Below are 16,405 nucleotides of genomic sequence, written 5' to 3'. Positions count from 1 at the left end.
GTGCACGCCCTCTGCGCGCGGGATACCGGCACGGCAGCGGTGAGCAGGGATGATGGAGCGGTGCGCCCCCACAAGACCTCCCCCCGCCGCTGGGTCGGCATCGTCGCCGCCGTCGCGGTCGCCGCAGCGCTTCTCAGCGCGTCGCCGGCCACCGCCGCCGTGCCCGCCGCCCTCACCTCCGACACCGCCGCCGCGACCGCGCTCCCCGCCGACACCGCCGCGACCGCGCTCCCCCAGGACGTCCCCGCCGCCGTGCGCCCCGCCGCCGACCTCTCCCAGTTCCGCGCCGGGAACATCATCTCGGACCGGGTGTTCACGGACGCCGGGACGATGACCGCCGGCCAGATCCAGTCGTTCTTCGAGGGCAAGGTCTCCAGCTGCCGGTCGGGCTACACCTGCCTGAAGGACTTCCGCATCTCCAGCGTGAACCGCCCGGCCGACAGCTACTGCCGCGGCTACAGCGGCGCCTCGAACGAGCTGGCCTCGACCATCATCGCGCGCGTCGCCCAGTCCTGCGGCATCAACCCCCAGGTCCTCGTCGTCATGCTCCAGAAGGAGCAGGGCCTGGTCACGCACACGTGGCCGAGCCAGTGGCGCTACGACGCCGCCCTGGGCCAGGGCTGCCCCGACGACGCCCCGTGCGACCCGTCGTTCGTCGGGTTCTTCCACCAGATCTACGGCGCCGCCCGGCAGATGAAGATCTACCTCGAGGGCGAGTGGTTCACCTGGTTCGCTCCGGGCAACACCTGGAACATCCTCTACAACCCCGACCGCGGCTGCGGGTCCTCCCCCGTCTACATCGAGAACGCCGCCACCTCCGCGCTCTACTACTACACGCCCTACCAGCCCAACGCGGCCGCCCTGCGCGCCGGCTACGGCGAGGGCGACGGCTGCTCCGCGTACGGCAACCGCAACTTCTACAACTACTTCACCGACTGGTTCGGCAGCACCCAGGGAGGAGGCGGCCCGACGGGCCCCGTGCCCAAGAGCGGACTGGTGCAGGCCTCCGGACAGGAGGCGATCTACCTCATCATGAGCGGGGTTCGCCACCACGTCGTCTCGGGCGAGGACCTCGCCGCCTTCACCTCGCGCCTCGGCGGCGTCGCGGTCACCAGCGCATCGGCGCTGGGCGCAGTGCCGGAGGGCAGGCCGATCACGCGCTACGTCCACGATCCGCGCAGCGGCACGCTGTACCTCCTCGAGCGGGACGGCACGAAGCACGCCTTCGTCAACGCCGCACAGGTGGCGCTGTTCGGGTACGACTTCGGTTCCTACGTCAATCTCGACGCCGCCACATCGGACCGCTTCACGAAGGGCGCCGCGATCGGGACGTTCTTCCGCTCCGGGACCAGAGCCGAGGTGTACCTCTATCAGGACGGCAAGCGCCGGCACGTGGCCAACCAGGAGATCTGGCGACGGGTGTCCAAGGGCACCTCCGGGTACGTGGCGTCGATGACCCCGTCTGCGGCCGCGAAGATCCCCGTGGGCAAGGTCGTCCTCTTCGCCAACCGCCTGATCCGAGGCGCGGGGGCCGATCCCATCTACCTCTCGCTCGTCGGAGAGCGGCTCCTGCACATCCCGAACGTCTCCCTAGCGACCGAGTTCGGCGCTCCGCCGCAGGACACTCTCGTTCCCGCAAGCTCCCTCTCGGCGAACGCGAAGGCGCCCGGCACCCTGCGTCCCATCGTGCTCTGCGGGGACCAGGCCTACGTCGCCGCCAGCGGCACCGTGTATCCGATCTCCACGCGGTCCTCCTTCTCGGCCATGGAGGAGGAGCTCCCCGAGGACGAGAGCGTCGCCCCCGACGACGACACCGCGGACACCACGGAGGAGACGCCCGAGAGCGGAGGGCTTGCGGTGCGTACCGAGAACGACGACCCCTCCGGCACCGACGGCCCTGACGCGCCGGCCTCGTCCGGGGCCGACCCCGCGACACCGACGCCGACCGCACCGTCCGACGCCGAGACGCCGACGGAGACCGCACCGTCGGACACCGGGACGCCGGACCCGACCGAGAGCGTGCCCCCGGCCCCCGCCGAGACGACGGCACCGGCGCCGACCGAGGAGCCCGCCGCGCCGGAGGACGGCGACGAGGAATCGCCCGACGCCGTCGACGGTGATGAGCCCGCTCCCGGTGACCAGGACGACAGCGGGGAGACTCTCGACGCCGAGCTCCGCGCGACCGCATACGCCGGGATCACGCCGACCCGGCTCACCGCCGCCGAGTGCGGCACGTTCCGGAAGTCCCGCACCACGCTGACCGGGCCGCTCTTCGTCCAGCCCAAGGGCTGGACCCAGATCTACATGATCGGCGGAGGGAAGCTGCGCCACGTGCAATCGATCGAGGATCTGCGCACTCTCAACGGTAACCGTGCGCTCACGGTGCTCGCCTGGGCGCCCGACACCGCGCGGTGGCTGGGCTTCGGGTCCTCGGTCCTGCCCGAGAAGTCGTTCGTTCGTTTCGAGGGACGCGACGAGATCTATCGATACACCGGCGGGGCCCTCCACCATGTCCGCAGCGTCGAGACGCTCATCCGGCTCGGCGGCGGCCGTGCACCCGCGGTCCAGGTGCTCCCGGGCGACCGGCTCGGCGGATTCACGGTCGGGTCGCCGCTGCTGACGGACCGAAAGGACTTCGTGCGCTTCCAGGGGTCGGACGCCGTCTACTACTGGCAGTCCGGTCGGCTGCGCCACGTCCTCTCGGGCGCGACCCTGATCCGCCTCAACGGCGGAACTCCGCCGGTGCTGCTGGACCTGCCTGCCGCCTACAAGCGCGACTACCCGGTCGGGACCGACATCCCGTGAGCGTGGGCGCATGAGCGGATCGGATAGGATCGGGGCACTATGACCTTCTCGTCGGGCCGCGTCCTCGTCATCGTCCCGGCGTGGAACGAGGCGCGCAACGTGGGCGCCACCGTGCGGGAGATCCGTGCCGCGGACGGTGAGTACGACGTGGTCGTGATCGACGACGGATCCGAGGACGATACGGCGGAGGTCGCGGCCGGGGCGGGCGCGATCGTCATCTCGCTGCCGTTCAACCTGGGCGTCGGCGGCGCGATGCGCACGGGGTTCACCTACGCCCAGCGGCACGGATACCCGCGCGCGATCCAGGTCGACGCGGACGGGCAGCACAACCCCGCGGACATCGCCCGTGTCCTCGCCGGTCTCGACGAGGCCGACATCTCGATCGGAGCCCGGTTCGCGGAGGTCGGCGACTACACCGTGCGCGGGCCCCGCCACTGGGCCATGCTGTTCCTCGCCAAGACGATCTCGCGCGTCGCGAAGACGCGTCTGACGGATGTCACGAGCGGGTTCCGCGCGGCGAATGCCCGGGCGATCGCCCAGTACGTGCGCTACTACCCCGCGGAGTACCTCGGGGACACCATCGACTCCCTCGTCGCCGCCTGCCACGCGGGCCTCACGGTGACGCAGGTGCCCGTGGCCATGCGGCCCCGCCAGCACGGGACGCCGAGTCAGGGCCCCATCGGGGCGTCGGTCTATCTCCTGCGTTCGGTCTTCGCCCTGGGCCTGGCGATGCTGCGCCGCTTCACGGGCCGAAGCCGACGCGCATCCGCCCCTGTCGAACCGGAGGCCGCCCGGTGATCATCTTCGTGGGCATCGCGCTCGCCCTGGTCATCCTCACTGTCGTGCTGTGGATGCTCATCACCCGTCGCATGCGTGAGAAGTACGCCGCGCTGTGGATCGTCATCGCGCTCTTCGTGCTGATCCTCGGCCTCTTCCCGGGTCTGCTGCTGTGGGTCACCGCCCTGCTCGGCGTCCAGGTACCGGCCAACATGCTCTTCGCCCTCGCGATCGTGCTGCTGCTCGGAGTCACGCTGCATCTGTCCTGGGAGCTGTCGCAGGCCGAGGACGAGATCCGGCGGATCGCCGAGGAGGCCGCACTGTCCCGCACCGAGCTGGAGCGGCTGCACGCCCGCGTCTCGGCCCTCGAATCGGCCTCGGGTCCGGCCAGCGGCACGACGCCCGCGGCCACCGACGGTTCCCCTGAGGCCGCCCCGGACGGTCCTCCGTCCGCATGATCCGCGCGGTCACCGGTGTCTGGGGCGTGGTCACGCTCTTCCGCCCGGATGAGGCCCCACGGCTGTTCACGGACCTCCTGCCCCAGGTCGACGGTATCGTCGCGGTCGACGACGGCAGCGGCCCCGCCTCGGACGCCGTGCTCGCACGCATCGCGGAGGGCGGCGTGCGCGTGGTCCGCCTGGAGGAGAACTCGGGCATCGGCGCGGCGCTGAACCTCGGCATCCGCACCGCTCGGGAAGCGGGTGCGCACGCGGTCGTCACGTTCGACCAGGACTCGACGGTCGCGCCCGGTTTCGTCGCGGCTCTGCACGCTGCCGCGGTCGCCGCGAAGGAAGCCGGCATTCCCTCCGGCCCCGTCGTTCCCCAGTACTTCGCCGGCGTCGACCAGGCGGGCGATCCGATCGTGGACGGGGTCGTCCGCGCCGCCCATGCGATCCAGTCCGGGATGCTGATCGATGCCGAGACGCTCGACCGCGTCGGCCTGATGGACGCCGCGCTCTTCATCGATCTGGTCGACACCGACTACGAGCTGCGTTGCGCGGACGCCGGTCTGCCCTGCATCGTGGCCCCGGGTCTTGCTCTGCCCCACCAGCTCGGCGCGCAGTACCGGATCTCCGGTCCCCTCGGACGGAGGCTCCCCGTCCTCACCCTGAGCACGCCGTTCCGCTACTACTACCGGGCGCGCAACCGCATCGTGCTCGCACGGCGCTATCCCCATCACCGGACGCGCCTGCGCCGCGACGGCCTCGCCGATCGCGCCTACTTCGTCATCGCGGCCCTGCTCGCACGACCGCGACGGGCGATGTGGCGCCTGCTGCGCGCCGGGGCAAGAGACGGGCGAGCGGGACGACTGGGGCGGATGGACGCCGAGCTCGCGTCCGCCGCCGCCGGGATCTCCTGGCACGCCGTGCGCGTGTCCCAGGACTGACCGAGCCCTGCCCCTCGCTCGCCGGCCGGATCAGAGGGACGGAGGAGCCGACGGCGCCCGACGGCGCCCGCGCACGATCCACCCCGCCGCCCAGCTCGCCAGGTAGGCGATGACGAACGCGGCCGGGACCGTACCGTCCGCCTGCACCCGCCGCAGAAGAGGGAGCGTGTCGCGGAGACGGCGTCCGCGCGCCCCGAAGCGACGTGCGGACCGCTGGGCGGCCGGAGAACCGTCGCGTGCCGCGAGCGTGTCCGCCATGAGCTGGCGCCAGCCCACCGAGATCCAGAAGAGCATGCGCAGCATCGCGGCCGGGCTCGCGGACCCCTCGTACCGGCGAGAGAAGCGAACGACGTTCCGCCACGCGCGCGTCACTGTGGCGAGCGGGCCGACGGAGAGCCGGCTCGGATCGCCGAAGACGTTCGCCGCGTGCTGGACGTAGTCCTGCACCACTTCGTCGACCACGCGCGCGCCGTGCTGCGCCCCCGCGACGACGGCCAGCCAGTGATCATGGGCCACCGTGTGCGACGAGAGCCGCGGGAACGGCAGCGCGACGCCGAGCAGATCCCTGCGGAACACGCACAGCGAGCCGGTGTACTGGTTGACGACCATCGTGGCATCCGCGTCCTGGTGGCGTCGGCCGGTCTCCCCCAGCACCTCCCCCGACGGATGCGCGACCAGACGCGCCTGTCCGGAGACGAGCGACACCTCGTCCAGGTGCGGGAGCAGCGTCTCGAGCTTGGTCGGGTACCAGACATCGTCCTGATCGCTCAGAGCGATCCACTCCGCACTGTCGGACACAGCGGCCAGGCCGCGCTCGAAGTTGAGGTAGAAGCCGCGTCGGTCGCCGTCCGCGATCACCCGGAACCGAGAGTCCTCGCCGACGGTCTCCGCCACGACCCGTTCGACGGTCTCGGCCTCCCCGTCAACGGAGATGAGGCACTCCCAGTCGGCGCGGGTCTGGTCCCGGATCGTGCGCAGCTGCCGCGCGAAGAGCTCGGGATCGGGTCGATAGGCGGCAAGGACGATCGCTCCGCCCATCCGTTCCCCCGATTCCTCAGCCGACTCCAGTATTCTAGAGGTCCATGTGCGCACGTCCGACCGACACCCGAACGGCCGTGCCCGGACCCCCCGCCGACCGAAGCGCCGACGGGACGAGAGGGCGGCGGACCACGTGAACGGAACGCTCAAGGAGGCGTCGGGGCGGATCAGCCAGTTCGCCATGGCCGTCGGTCTGGTAACGCTCGTCGGGGTCCTGGCGATCCCCGTGATCAGCGCGGTCGCCGGCACCGCCGCCACCGGGACCCTCTTCACCGTCCAGGCGACCGCGCAGCTCGGAGCGATCCTCGTCGCCTTCGGCTGGGGAGCCGCTGGGGCCGCCACGGTGGCCGGGATGCCGGAGGCCGACCGCGCGGAGTACTTCCGCCAGTCCTTGCGCGCGCGCCTCGTCCTCTACGCCGTCACCGCGCCCGTGCTCGCGGTTCTGCTCTGGGCCCTCACCCGGGGGGATCTCGCCGTGTCCATCGTCGGCGCCTTCGCCTACCTGCTCCCGGCCGTCGGCGGCAACTGGTACTTCGCCGGGCGGTCCGAACCGCTGCGCCTGTTCCGCTTCGACACGATCCCCGCCATTTGCGGCACGCTCCTCGGCATCGCGGGCGTCTGGTGGACGCACGAGCTCTGGGTCTTCTGCCTCGGACAGGGGCTCGGATACCTCGCGGCCGCCGTGATCACCGCGGTGGTCGTGCTGCGCGGCGCGCCCCGATCGGAGCGGATCCCGTCGTTGCGCGACACGCTCAGCGCTCAGCGTGCGGCCGTTCTGGCCACCGCGACGACCGGACTGTATGTGAACCTTCCCGTCATCGCGGTCGGCGCCTTCTTCCCCCGCGAGACCGTCGCGGTGTTCGGGATGGCGAACACCCTGTTCCGCTACTGCACGCTGGCGTTCCAGCCCTTCCAGCAGTTCTTCCAGGGCTGGGTACCCGCCGACCGCGACCAGCTCGCCCATCGGGCCCGCGTCTCGGCGCTGGCGGCGCTCGGGATCGGAGCCTTCGCCGGTGTCTGCATCGCGGTGCTCTCTCCACCGGTGTCGTCGCTGCTCCTGGTCGGCAAGGCGCATGTCCCCTACGAGATCTCCATCCCGTTCGGCGTCGCGTTCGTCGGGGTCGCCGTCTCGGCGGTCGTCGGGTATGCCAGTTTGGTCGCTCTCGGCCGCGTCACCGTCCTCGCCGTGTCGACCCTCATCGGCGCCGCCGTCGGCGCTCCCCTGGTGATTCTGTTCGCTGCGCTCGGACACGCCCCCGCTGTCGCATGGGCTGTCGCCGTTTCCGAGTTGTGCGTGGCAGGATACCAGGTGTACTCCCTCCGTCGTCGTCTCACCCCCGTCCGCGACGAGGAGGTGAAAGGACCCCGAAAGGACGAGGAATGAGCCGAGCCACGACCACGGCGGACAAGGTCACCCGATCCCTGATCGGCCGCGTGATCGGGTTCTCGGTCCTCCCGTTCCTCGCCGCACTGCTCCCACTCGTCGCCCTCCCGGTCGTCGCGCACGCCGCCTCCACGGCGGAATGGGCCGGGCTGAACATCGGCCTCGGGGTCGGCGGGTTCACCGCCGCGGTCGGCCTCGTCGGGTGGAACGTGTTGGGCACGCCGCTCGTCGCGATGACGACCGACCCCGCCGAACGCCTCGCCCTGTACGGCCGGTCCTTCTATATCCGTCTGCTCGCCGTCGGCGCGACCAGCGTGGTCGGCGCCGCCGTCGCGGCGGCCATCGCCCCCGACGGCACGAAGCCGCTGGCCGCCGTCTTCGCGATCTCCGGGGGCCTCACCGCGATCGGTCTGAGCTGGTATGCCGTCGGGGTCGCCGCACCGCGCCTGGTCTTCTGGTACGAGGTCGTGCCGCGCAGCGTGGCGACGGCGCTCTCCATCGCCGTCGTCCTGCTCACCGGGCAGATCCTCTGGTACGGCCTGCTCCTGTGCCTTTCGGCCATCGTGGGCACGCTCTGGTTCCACGTCCGCCACCTCGGTCGCCTGCTGCCCGCCTGGCCGGGCGCCGCGCGGCTGCGGGAAGACATCGGCGACATGTCCTCCTCGTGGGGCGTCGAGTCGGTGGGCAGCCTGTACGCCAACGCCCCGGTCCCGATCGCGGGCGTCATCGGCAGCACCTCGGCGACCGCCGCCTACTCCTCGAGCCACCAGATCTTCCGATACGGGCTCCTGGCGGTCAGCGCCGCCGGTAACGCCCTGCAGGCCTGGGTGCTGGAGACCGAGGGGACGCATCGGCGCCGGAGGCACCAGGTGGCGTTCGTCGTCATGGGCGCCGTGGCCCTTGTCGGGTGGGTCGTGCTCGCCGTCCTCGGACCGGTGCTGAGCGGGCTGCTCTTCGCCGGCAAGCAGGGAGAGCCCGCGGTCTTCCACGCCTATGCGATCGCCTTCGTGGCCGTTGCCCTGTCCACGCCGCTGATCCGCAACATTCTCATCCCCCACCGCCGGGACCGGCAGGTCCTCGTCGTCACGATCGTCTCGGCGCTCCTCGGACTCACCGCGATGTTCGTTCTCGGGAACGCGATCGGCCCGCTCGGCGTCGCCGTCGGATTCGCGCTCAGCGAGGTCTTCACCCTGGTCGCCTGCACCGTTCTCGCCGTCCGCCACGCTCGTCGTCGGGCTTCCGAGGTGGCGCACGACGAGGACGAGCGCCCCGAGGTCCACATCGTGCTCCTCGCGATCGCCTGGACGCCGGTCGGCGGCTACAAAGTGGCGTACGAGTACGCGAACGCCCTCGTGGCGCAGGGCGTCCCGGTGACGGTGTGGCACTCGGAATCCTTGCACGCCTTCCAGGGCGGGAGACGCCGGCTGTGGGCGGCTGTACGCGGCTGGCTCGCGTGGTGGCTCCTGGACCATCGCGGCCAGTGGGCGCGCGGCGGCGTCTCCTGGTTCCCCGTCGATCCACGCGTCCGCCTCCGAGCGACCAGCTGGTTCCCGAGGATCCCGGCTCGCGTCGGCGACGTGATCCTCGCGACAGCAGCGCAGACCGCACCGTTCGCGGCGCGCGTCGCGGCCCGGAGCCGGGCTCGGACCGCGGTGCTCATCCAGCACCACGAGACGTGGGCGGAGACACCGGACCACATCGCAGCAGGCTGGGCCGCGATGGACGAGCGCATCGTGATCGCTCCGTGGCTCGCCGACCTGTGCGCCGGGCGCGGGCTGACGACGCATCTGCTCCCGAACGCACTCGTCCCGGAGGCGTTCCCGCTCGGCCCCGCGCTCGATCAGCGGTCGGCGCAGGTCGTGTCGCTGCTCTCGCCGCACGGCTACAAGCGGGCGGACGTGGTGATCGGAGTCCTCGAAGAGGTGCTCCGGCGCCGCCCCGACGTGATCGTCGAGACCTTCGGCCAGAGCCCCGAGCGCCCCGCCATGGCCGAGAGGATCCGGTACACCCCCGACCCCTCGCCCGAGCGCCTCCGCGCGCTGTACCAGGGCAGCCAGGTCTATCTCTGCGGCAGCGACGAGGAAGGGTGGCACCTTCCTCCGGCGGAGGCCACCCTCTGCGGAGCCGCCGTGGTCTCCACGGATATCGGGGGTGTGCGGGCGTCCATGGCCGACGACGCCCTCTATGCACAGCGCGGCGATGTCGCCGCGCTGGCGGATCGCGTCGTGGAGGCGCTGTCGGACCTCGCGGCCGCACAGCGGAGGGTCGACGCGGCCCGCGCACGACTGCTGGAGGTCACCTACGAGGCGAACGCGCGGAGGCTGCGCGAGATCCTGCGCGTCTGACTCATTCCCCCCCCCCAGACGGCACGGACCGCGACGGCGGCATCCGTCCGCGCTACGCTGAAGGTGATGGCCGTTCCCGTTCCCTCCGCGTCCACTACGCGCGTCAGCGTCTGCATGGCCACCTACAACGGGGCCCGCTTCCTGCGCCCGCAGGTCGAGTCGATCCTCGCCCAGCTTCGCCCCGACGACGAGATCGTCGTCGTCGACGACGCCAGTCGGGACGACACTGTCGCCGTCCTCGAGTCCTTCCGCGACGACCGGCTCCGCATCATCCGCAACGATCGCAACGTGGGTTACGTCCGCACGTTCGAGCACGCGCTCTCGCTGGCCACCGGCGATGTCCTGCTGCTGAGCGATCAGGACGACGTCTGGACGGACGGACGCCGTGACGCGCTGGTCGCCGCGGCCGGGGAGACCGGCTTCGCCGCGGGGGATCTCGTCCTCCTGGGCGATGACGCCCCCCTGCGATCGCCCCTGACGGGACGACCGTGGCGGCTCGCCCCCCTGCCCGGCCACGGGTCCCTGCGCAACGAGCTGCGGCTGCTCGCGGGAGACGCCCCGTACTACGGCTGCGCCATGGCGATCCGCCGGGACGACGCGCTCGACCTCGTCCTCCCGTTCCCGGCGTATCTCACCGAGTCGCACGACCTGTGGATCGCCACCATGGCGAACACGGGACGCATGATGACCCACGTCCACATGCCGGTCCTGCGCCGACGCCTCCACGAGGACAACGCGTCGGCGCCCCGGCCGCGCGGCGTGATCCCGGCGCTGCGCTCGCGCCTGCTGCTGCTGCGCCTGTGGCGCGAGGCCCGCCGCCGCCTGCGCTCGCGCTGACCCGTCAGCGCTCCGTCAGAACCGGAAGATGTGCGCGAGGGCGGATCGGATGCCGCGCCGATCGCCGGTCGGCACGACGCGGGGAAGCTCCGTGATCGCATGCAGGCGCGACATCAGCCGGATCCTCGCCGTCCGGGCCGTGCGCCGCCAGCCCTTGCCGAGCGCCAGCCGTCGGGCCAGCGCGTAGTACTCCCGCTCGTCGCGGAACCGGCTGCCGTCGAGCAGCGTGCGCTGCGACGCGCTCGAGTCGTGCCGGCGGTAGGCGAAGGCGACCTCGGGGTTGTAGGCGAGCGTGCCCCCGTCGTAGGCGATGTCCATGAGCAGCGCGAGATCCTGGATGACGGCGAAGCCGTCGCGGAAATCGATCCGCCGGAGGGTCTCGGTACGGAACGCCAACGACGGCCAGTACAGCCAGTTCCCCCGGATCAGACTGGTCGCCATCCGCTCGCCCCGAAGGACCGCGATGCCCCGTCCTCCCCGGGGAGCGAGCAGCCCGCGCTTGACCCGGTCGACGAGCGGGGAGACCACCTCGCCGTCCTGGTCGATCACGAGGGCTCCCGGCTGGACGACGTCGGCGTCGGGCACGGCGGCGACCGTCCGGGTCACGACCTCCAGGTAGTTCGGGCGCAGCAGGTCGTCGCACCCCATGATCGTGACGTGGGTGCTCTGCGCGCGTCGCACCGACTCCCGGAAGTTCTCCGTAATGCCCACGTTCTGCGCGTTGCGGACGTAGTGCACGCGTTCGTCGTCGATCGCCTCGACGCGTTCGCGCACGGAGGGGTCGGGATAGCAGTCGTCGATGACGACCAGCCGCCAGTCCGGCACAGTCTGTGCCCGGACCGAGTCGATGGCCAGCATGAGCTGATCCGGATCGCCCCAGAACGGGATGAAGATGTCGTGCGTCACCGCGTCACCCGGCGTCCCCGCACGCGGTCACGCGGTAGAGCCGCGCCCGTCCCTCTTCGTCCACCAGCTCGACCGCCGACGACGTGGCCAGCCGATCCAGACCCTTGGAGGGATGCCGCCCCCCGTTGACCTCCTGGCGGCCGAAATCGAGCACGAACTCGACGCCGAGGCGATGGATGGCAGCGCACACGGGGCTGCCTGCCTCCGCCTCGTCGAGCTCGTCGTTCACGAGCTCGGCGTCCTTCGACACGTCGGTGAGGGTATGGCGCAGCAGAACCTCGCGGTCGCTCAGCGCGTACGCGAGGGCGGTCCCCGTCCACGGGCTCCCCGCGATGACCGCGTCCTCCGGCACGTGCTGGTCGAGGCGCTCCAGGATCGCCATCTCGTCGAGCGTCAGCAGCTCGGACTTCTCCGTCAGCGCGAACCCTGCCCGCGCGTTCGAGACCGCCTGCCGCATGCTCATCGCCTGCGGCAGCACCACGGCCGCGACGACCAGCGCCGCGAGCGCGCCGAGCGCAAGCCGTTGGCGGCCCGCGGCGCGGAACCGCTGCACCCCGTCCCAGGCCGCGGCGACACCCAGCCCGACGAGGGGGACCCAGGCCAGGGGAAGGAGAGCCGCCAGCCTTGGGGCGTTGTTGTACCAGGCGCCGGTGAGGATGTCGCGAAGAAGCAGGTACGGCAGCCCGGAGACGGTCACGAACAGCCCCGCGAGCACCACGTAGGAGACCAACGCCACGATCGACGCCCTGTCCCGGCGTCGCACCGCGGCGACGACGCCGAAGCCCACGAGCGCCGCGATCCCGAGATTGATCGCCGCGCCGAACGGCGAGACCGCCAGGACCTCGCCGATGGCCTGGCTCACCGTCTCCGTCTGCAGCCAGGTCCGCGCCGGGGCCGGCGGCCGCAGGACGTACCACGCCGCTCCCGCGACCACGAGATACCCGGCCACTCCGATCCAGATCCACGCGTTCCGCGCCGCCGAGGGCCGGGCTCGCAGGAACAGCACGAGCGCCACGGCCAGGATCGCGCTCGACAGGACGAGCAGGGCGACGAACGCCCCCGGATGGCTGACGCCGATGGCGGGAATCGTCCCGGCGAACGCCAGGAGCAGGATCACTCGGGCCTTGGCGTCGACATCGCGGTCGATGACCGCGGCGACGATCAAGGCCAGGGCGACGGGCACCATGCTGAGTCCCATGAGGTACGGGAACAGGACGCCGTACGTCATCATGAGCATCGGGAACGCGGCGACGCCGGCGGCGCCCGCCGCGGCACCCGCGATGACCGCCGTGCGCGATCCCCACAGTGTGCGCGTGAGCACGACGATGCTCAGCGGCCACACGACGGCGGCGAACACGATCGTGAGCGCGTTGGAGGCGATCGGGATCGAGGTGCCGGAGATGGTGAGGATCAACGATCCGACCGCGTGCCAGGCCGACGGGTAGAAGGGCACCCCGCCGGATTCGGCGCTGGTCATGTTGCCCAGCCACAGCGGCGACGCGTTGCCGGTGTCGAGGATGAAACGCATCGCGTTCAGATGGAAGATGTTGTCGAAGGTCTGGGAGATGTTCGCCGGCCGGCCGATCGCCACGAGCACCTGGGCGAGCACCACGAGCAGACCCGCCTCCAGGAAAAGCGTTCCGCCCCGGGTCAGTGGCGTCTCCGACCGCGGGACGACGCCCCGCCAGAGCAGCCGGCGGAGCACAAGGAGCACTGCGGCGAGGACCACGGTGACGGCGAAGACCGGCAGCGCGCCCCAGCGAATCCCGAGGAAGGGCGCGACGAGTGAGGTGAGGGCGATGACGGTCACCGATGCGGGGGCGGCGAGCGCGGCCGCCCAGAGTCCGCGGAAACCGAGGACGAACGCGATGAGCAATCCGGGGATCGCGAGGAGGAGTCCGAGAACGCCGACAGCCGCCGCCAGTTCCAGCCAGCTCATCATCACGAACGCTCGTCCCCTCGTCGACGGTCTTGTTCCCTTGGCCGTCGCGGACGGCGCGACACATCGTCCGGGGAGACCGCGACGAGTCTACCCGTGAGCCCCGCGGACGACCTCCACGCACGCCGTGCGCTCGGCACGCGCGCCGTGCCCGGCTGACGGTCGCGGGGAGATCCGACACCCTAGGATGGGTGGGGATCTCGCCCGAAGAGACCCGTATGGAAGTGAGAACCGTCGTGTCGCAGCCCTCTGCCGCAGCCGCGGACCGCCTCATCGCGCCCGGCGCCAGCGGCGGCTTCTTCGACGTGTTCCGTCGACGCTACCTGCTCAGCCTGATCGTGAAGAAGGAGGTCGGCATCCGCTATCGCGGATCCGTCCTCGGGTGGCTGTGGTCCTACGTCAAGCCGCTCATCCAGTTCCTCGTCTTCTTCTTCGCCCTGGGCGTCTTCATGGGGCTGAACAGGTCGATCGACTACTACCCCATCTATCTGCTGTCCGGCATCACCGCGGTGACGTTCTTCAACGAGTCGTTCGCCAACGGGACCCGTTCCCTCGTCGACAACGCGGCCCTCATCAAGAAGATCTACTTCCCGCGGCAGATGTTCCCCGTGGCGAGCACCTTCGTCGCAGCGGTCAACACGGTCCCTCAGATCATCGTCGTCATCGTCATCGCGCTGTTCTTCGGCTGGACGCCCTCGCTCCTGCACATCGCGGCGCTCCTGCTCGGCCTGGTGATCATCGCCCTGCTCGCCACCGGGCTGGGAATGCTCTTCGGCGCGATCAACGTGACGTTCCGGGACGCCCAGAGCTTCGTCGAGATCATCGTGATGATCTCGGTGTGGGCATCGCCGGTGATGTACCAGTGGCAGATGGTGCAGTCGCAGGTCCCCGAGACGGTCTTCCAGCTCTATGCGCTGAACCCGATCACCGCGGCCGTGGAGCTGTTCCACTACGGCATCTGGCAGCCGCTGGACCCCGGCGAGGGCACCGTCTTCCCCGACCTGTGGATGCACGCCGGCATCGCCCTGGGCGTGTCCCTGATCATCGTCGTCCTCGGCGAGCTCGTCTTCCGGCGACTGGAGGGTCGTTTTGCACAGGACCTCTGACGTGACGCACGCCGCCACGGGCACGACCCGGATCGTGGTGGACGACGTCCACAAGCACTTCAAGCTGCGCCATACCCACTCGATCAAGGAGACCTTCGTCGCGGCCATGCGGCGCAAGAAGCTCACCACGGACTTCCAGGCGCTCGACGGCGTCTCGTTCTCGATCGACCAGGGAGAGTCCGTCGCGCTGCTGGGCTACAACGGCTCGGGCAAGTCGACGATGCTGAAGCTGATCTCCGGCGTGCTGCAGCCCGATGAGGGGCGTGTGCTCACCCGGGGACGGGTCGCCGGTCTCATCGAGGTCGGCGCCGGGTTCCATCCCGACCTCTCCGGACGGGAGAACATCTTCCTCAACGCCGCCATCCTGGGGATGACGAAGAAGGAGATCGAGGAGCGCTTCGACGCCATCGTGGAGTTCAGCGAGATCGAGAAGTTCATCGACACCGAGGTCAAGCACTACTCCTCGGGGATGTTCCTGCGCCTCGCGTTCTCCGTCGCGATCCACACCGAGGTCGACATCCTTCTCATCGACGAGATCCTCTCCGTCGGCGATGAGCCGTTCCAGCAGAAGTGCCTCGCGCGCATCCGCGAGCTGCACGACCAGGGCAAGACCCTCGTCGTGGTGAGCCACGACCTGGACATGGTCTCCGACCTCTGCGCGCGCGGCGTCCTCCTGCGCGACGGCAAGGTGCGCTTCGACGGCCCCAGCAAGGAGGCCGTGGAGATCATGCGCGCCTAGAGGCGCCAGCGGGAGGCAACGACGTCAGAGCTCGGCGTGCAGCGCCCACACCTGCGCGGCCGCGCCGTTCCAGCTGAAGGCGCGCGCCCGATCTCCGGCGATGATCCGGAGGCGCTCCCCGCCCGCGTCGATCGCCTCAGCGAGCGCGTCCGCGATCGCCTCGGCGGGCACGAGGAGGCCGCCGTCGGCGACCACGTCGCGGTGTAACCCGGTGTCGCGGGCGACGACCGGGACGCGCAGCGCCATGGCCTCCAGCAGACGCCAGGGCCAGGACGCGTGCGGATCGAGACAGACGAACGCGTCCGCACCGTCGAGGACCGCGGCACGGTCGGCGGGAGACGACCGCTCCCGCACGTGCACCCGTGCGGCGGGCAGTCCTGCGGACTCGGCGAGATCGATGATCCCCGCCTCGCCCCCGTCGGCCACATCGAGGACGACGACCGCGCGGCGCAGCGCCGCCGCCGCGCGCAGGCCCGGGAGCAGGTCCTCCCCGGCACCGGCCAGCACGACGTAGTCGTCCGGCAGGCCGGCCGCAGAACGGCGCGCAGCAGCGTCCGAGGGGACCGCGATCTGCGGGGACGGGGCTCCGGCGATGACGCGGATGCGGTCGCCGAGCGCCGCGATCTCCGCCAGCCGCGCCGCCACCGCGTGCGTGGGCACGACGACGGCGTCCGCGTGACGCACCGCACGGCGCAGCAGCGCGCGCTGCGAGAGGACGACCGCCCTCGGCAGGGTCTCCGGCGCGTCCCAGGGGCGAAGATCCCACAGCGTCGGCACGGTCTGATCGTGATCGTTGAGGCGATCATGACGGATGAGGGGCGCGAGCAGCGTCATCGCGTGGATCATCCCGCCGCCGACGCGCGGGGCGAGCCCCATCTGCCATGCGGCCGTCAGCTCCCGGCGAGCGAGCGGCAGTCGCCGCACCGAAGCGACGCCCTCCGGGATCCCTTCCACGCCCGCCGGCACGATCGCCTCGACGGTGCAGCCCCGAGGTGCGGTCTCGATCAGGCCCGCCACGAGCGCGGTCGAGGCCTCGGACAGGTCGGCGGCCCCGTCGGCGCCGAGCTGATCCAGGACGACACGAAGCTGAGCCATAGCGCGAGCCTACTGCGGCGGCCCTCGGAATCCGCCGAGGCACGTCC

13 protein-coding genes are annotated in these 16,405 nt (G+C 70.9%); 9 read left to right on the top strand and 4 right to left on the bottom strand.

The annotated features are described in order from the left end of the window. Positions 1 to 60: 60 nt before the first annotated feature. The 4 genes from V6R91_RS25550 to V6R91_RS25535 are packed head-to-tail and all read left to right on the top strand — an operon-like array spanning position 61 to position 4,969. Complete coding sequence (locus V6R91_RS25550; protein WP_336397564.1) at positions 61 to 2,805, top strand: hypothetical protein; 2,745 nt, start codon at positions 61 to 63, stop codon at positions 2,803 to 2,805. 39 nt (positions 2,806 to 2,844) lie between these two features. After that, positions 2,845 to 3,603 (top strand): glycosyltransferase family 2 protein, encoded by a 759-nt coding sequence (locus tag V6R91_RS25545; RefSeq protein WP_271062578.1) that lies wholly within the window; start codon positions 2,845 to 2,847, stop codon positions 3,601 to 3,603. Beyond that, positions 3,600 to 4,040 (top strand): DUF2304 domain-containing protein, encoded by a 441-nt coding sequence (locus V6R91_RS25540; RefSeq protein ID WP_271062579.1) that lies wholly within the window; start codon positions 3,600 to 3,602, stop codon positions 4,038 to 4,040. The genes V6R91_RS25545 and V6R91_RS25540 overlap by 4 nt, the downstream gene beginning before the upstream one ends. Next, a complete protein-coding gene (locus V6R91_RS25535) occupies positions 4,037 to 4,969 on the top strand; it encodes a glycosyltransferase (RefSeq protein WP_271062580.1) in 933 nt (310 codons plus the stop codon). The genes V6R91_RS25540 and V6R91_RS25535 overlap by 4 nt, the downstream gene beginning before the upstream one ends. Positions 4,970 to 4,999: 30 nt before the next feature. Here the strand turns inward: V6R91_RS25535 and V6R91_RS25530 are convergent, their stop codons facing one another. Further along, positions 5,000 to 6,007, bottom strand: coding sequence for a glycosyltransferase (locus tag V6R91_RS25530; RefSeq protein WP_336397563.1), 1,008 nt, complete (start codon positions 6,005 to 6,007; stop codon positions 5,000 to 5,002). A gap of 133 nt (positions 6,008 to 6,140) precedes the next feature. On the opposite strand from V6R91_RS25530, the gene V6R91_RS25525 reads away from it, so the two are divergent. From V6R91_RS25525 to V6R91_RS25515, 3 genes are all read left to right on the top strand, one after another. After that, positions 6,141 to 7,391, top strand: coding sequence for a lipopolysaccharide biosynthesis protein (locus tag V6R91_RS25525; RefSeq protein WP_336397562.1), 1,251 nt, complete (start codon positions 6,141 to 6,143; stop codon positions 7,389 to 7,391). Further along, complete coding sequence (locus tag V6R91_RS25520) at positions 7,388 to 9,736, top strand: glycosyltransferase (protein WP_336397561.1); 2,349 nt, start codon at positions 7,388 to 7,390, stop codon at positions 9,734 to 9,736. Before V6R91_RS25525 ends, V6R91_RS25520 begins: the two co-directional genes overlap by 4 nt. Before the next feature lie 66 nt (positions 9,737 to 9,802). Further along, positions 9,803 to 10,573: a glycosyltransferase gene (locus tag V6R91_RS25515; protein ID WP_336397560.1), complete on the top strand. Its 771-nt coding sequence runs from the start codon at positions 9,803 to 9,805 to the stop codon at positions 10,571 to 10,573. A gap of 15 nt (positions 10,574 to 10,588) precedes the next feature. Here V6R91_RS25515 and V6R91_RS25510 read toward each other — a convergent pair whose 3' ends face one another. Beyond that, positions 10,589 to 11,479, bottom strand: a complete 891-nt coding sequence (locus tag V6R91_RS25510) for a glycosyltransferase family 2 protein (RefSeq protein ID WP_336397559.1) — start codon at positions 11,477 to 11,479, stop codon at positions 10,589 to 10,591. A 4-nt stretch (positions 11,480 to 11,483) separates the two neighbouring features. After that, on the bottom strand, positions 11,484 to 13,421 hold the full coding sequence (locus V6R91_RS25505) for a DUF6541 family protein (protein WP_336397684.1): 1,938 nt from the start codon (positions 13,419 to 13,421) through the stop codon (positions 11,484 to 11,486). 215 nt (positions 13,422 to 13,636) lie between these two features. Here V6R91_RS25505 and V6R91_RS25500 point away from each other — a divergent pair, with 215 nt between their 5' ends. Next, positions 13,637 to 14,524: an ABC transporter permease gene (locus V6R91_RS25500; protein ID WP_336397558.1), complete on the top strand. Its 888-nt coding sequence runs from the start codon at positions 13,637 to 13,639 to the stop codon at positions 14,522 to 14,524. 1 nt (position 14,525) lies between these two features. Further along, entirely contained in the window at positions 14,526 to 15,263 is a 738-nt protein-coding gene (locus V6R91_RS25495) for an ABC transporter ATP-binding protein (protein ID WP_271061782.1), read from the top strand. Between the two features lie 24 nt (positions 15,264 to 15,287). Here the strand turns inward: V6R91_RS25495 and V6R91_RS25490 are convergent, their stop codons facing one another. After that, a complete protein-coding gene (locus V6R91_RS25490) occupies positions 15,288 to 16,358 on the bottom strand; it encodes a glycosyltransferase (protein ID WP_336397557.1) in 1,071 nt (356 codons plus the stop codon). Positions 16,359 to 16,405 lie beyond the last annotated feature (47 nt).

It is taken from the genome of Microbacterium sp. CCNWLW41, from assembly GCF_037083505.1.
The sequence above is the reverse complement of the archived record's forward strand: the minus strand, read 5'-3'. Positions and strand labels throughout refer to the sequence as shown.

Coding starts and splice junctions, on each gene's coding strand:
- V6R91_RS25545 (WP_271062578.1), top strand. CDS start 2,845: ATGACCTTCTCGTCGGGCCGCGTCCTCGTCATCGTCCCGGCGTGGAAC.
- V6R91_RS25535 (WP_271062580.1), top strand. CDS start 4,037: ATGATCCGCGCGGTCACCGGTGTCTGGGGCGTGGTCACGCTCTTCCGC.
- V6R91_RS25530 (WP_336397563.1), bottom strand. CDS start 6,007: ATGGGCGGAGCGATCGTCCTTGCCGCCTATCGACCCGATCCCGAGCTC.
- V6R91_RS25520 (WP_336397561.1), top strand. CDS start 7,388: ATGAGCCGAGCCACGACCACGGCGGACAAGGTCACCCGATCCCTGATC.
- V6R91_RS25515 (WP_336397560.1), top strand. CDS start 9,803: ATGGCCGTTCCCGTTCCCTCCGCGTCCACTACGCGCGTCAGCGTCTGC.
- V6R91_RS25505 (WP_336397684.1), bottom strand. CDS start 13,421: ATGATGAGCTGGCTGGAACTGGCGGCGGCTGTCGGCGTTCTCGGACTC.
- V6R91_RS25500 (WP_336397558.1), top strand. CDS start 13,637: ATGGAAGTGAGAACCGTCGTGTCGCAGCCCTCTGCCGCAGCCGCGGAC.
- V6R91_RS25490 (WP_336397557.1), bottom strand. CDS start 16,358: ATGGCTCAGCTTCGTGTCGTCCTGGATCAGCTCGGCGCCGACGGGGCC.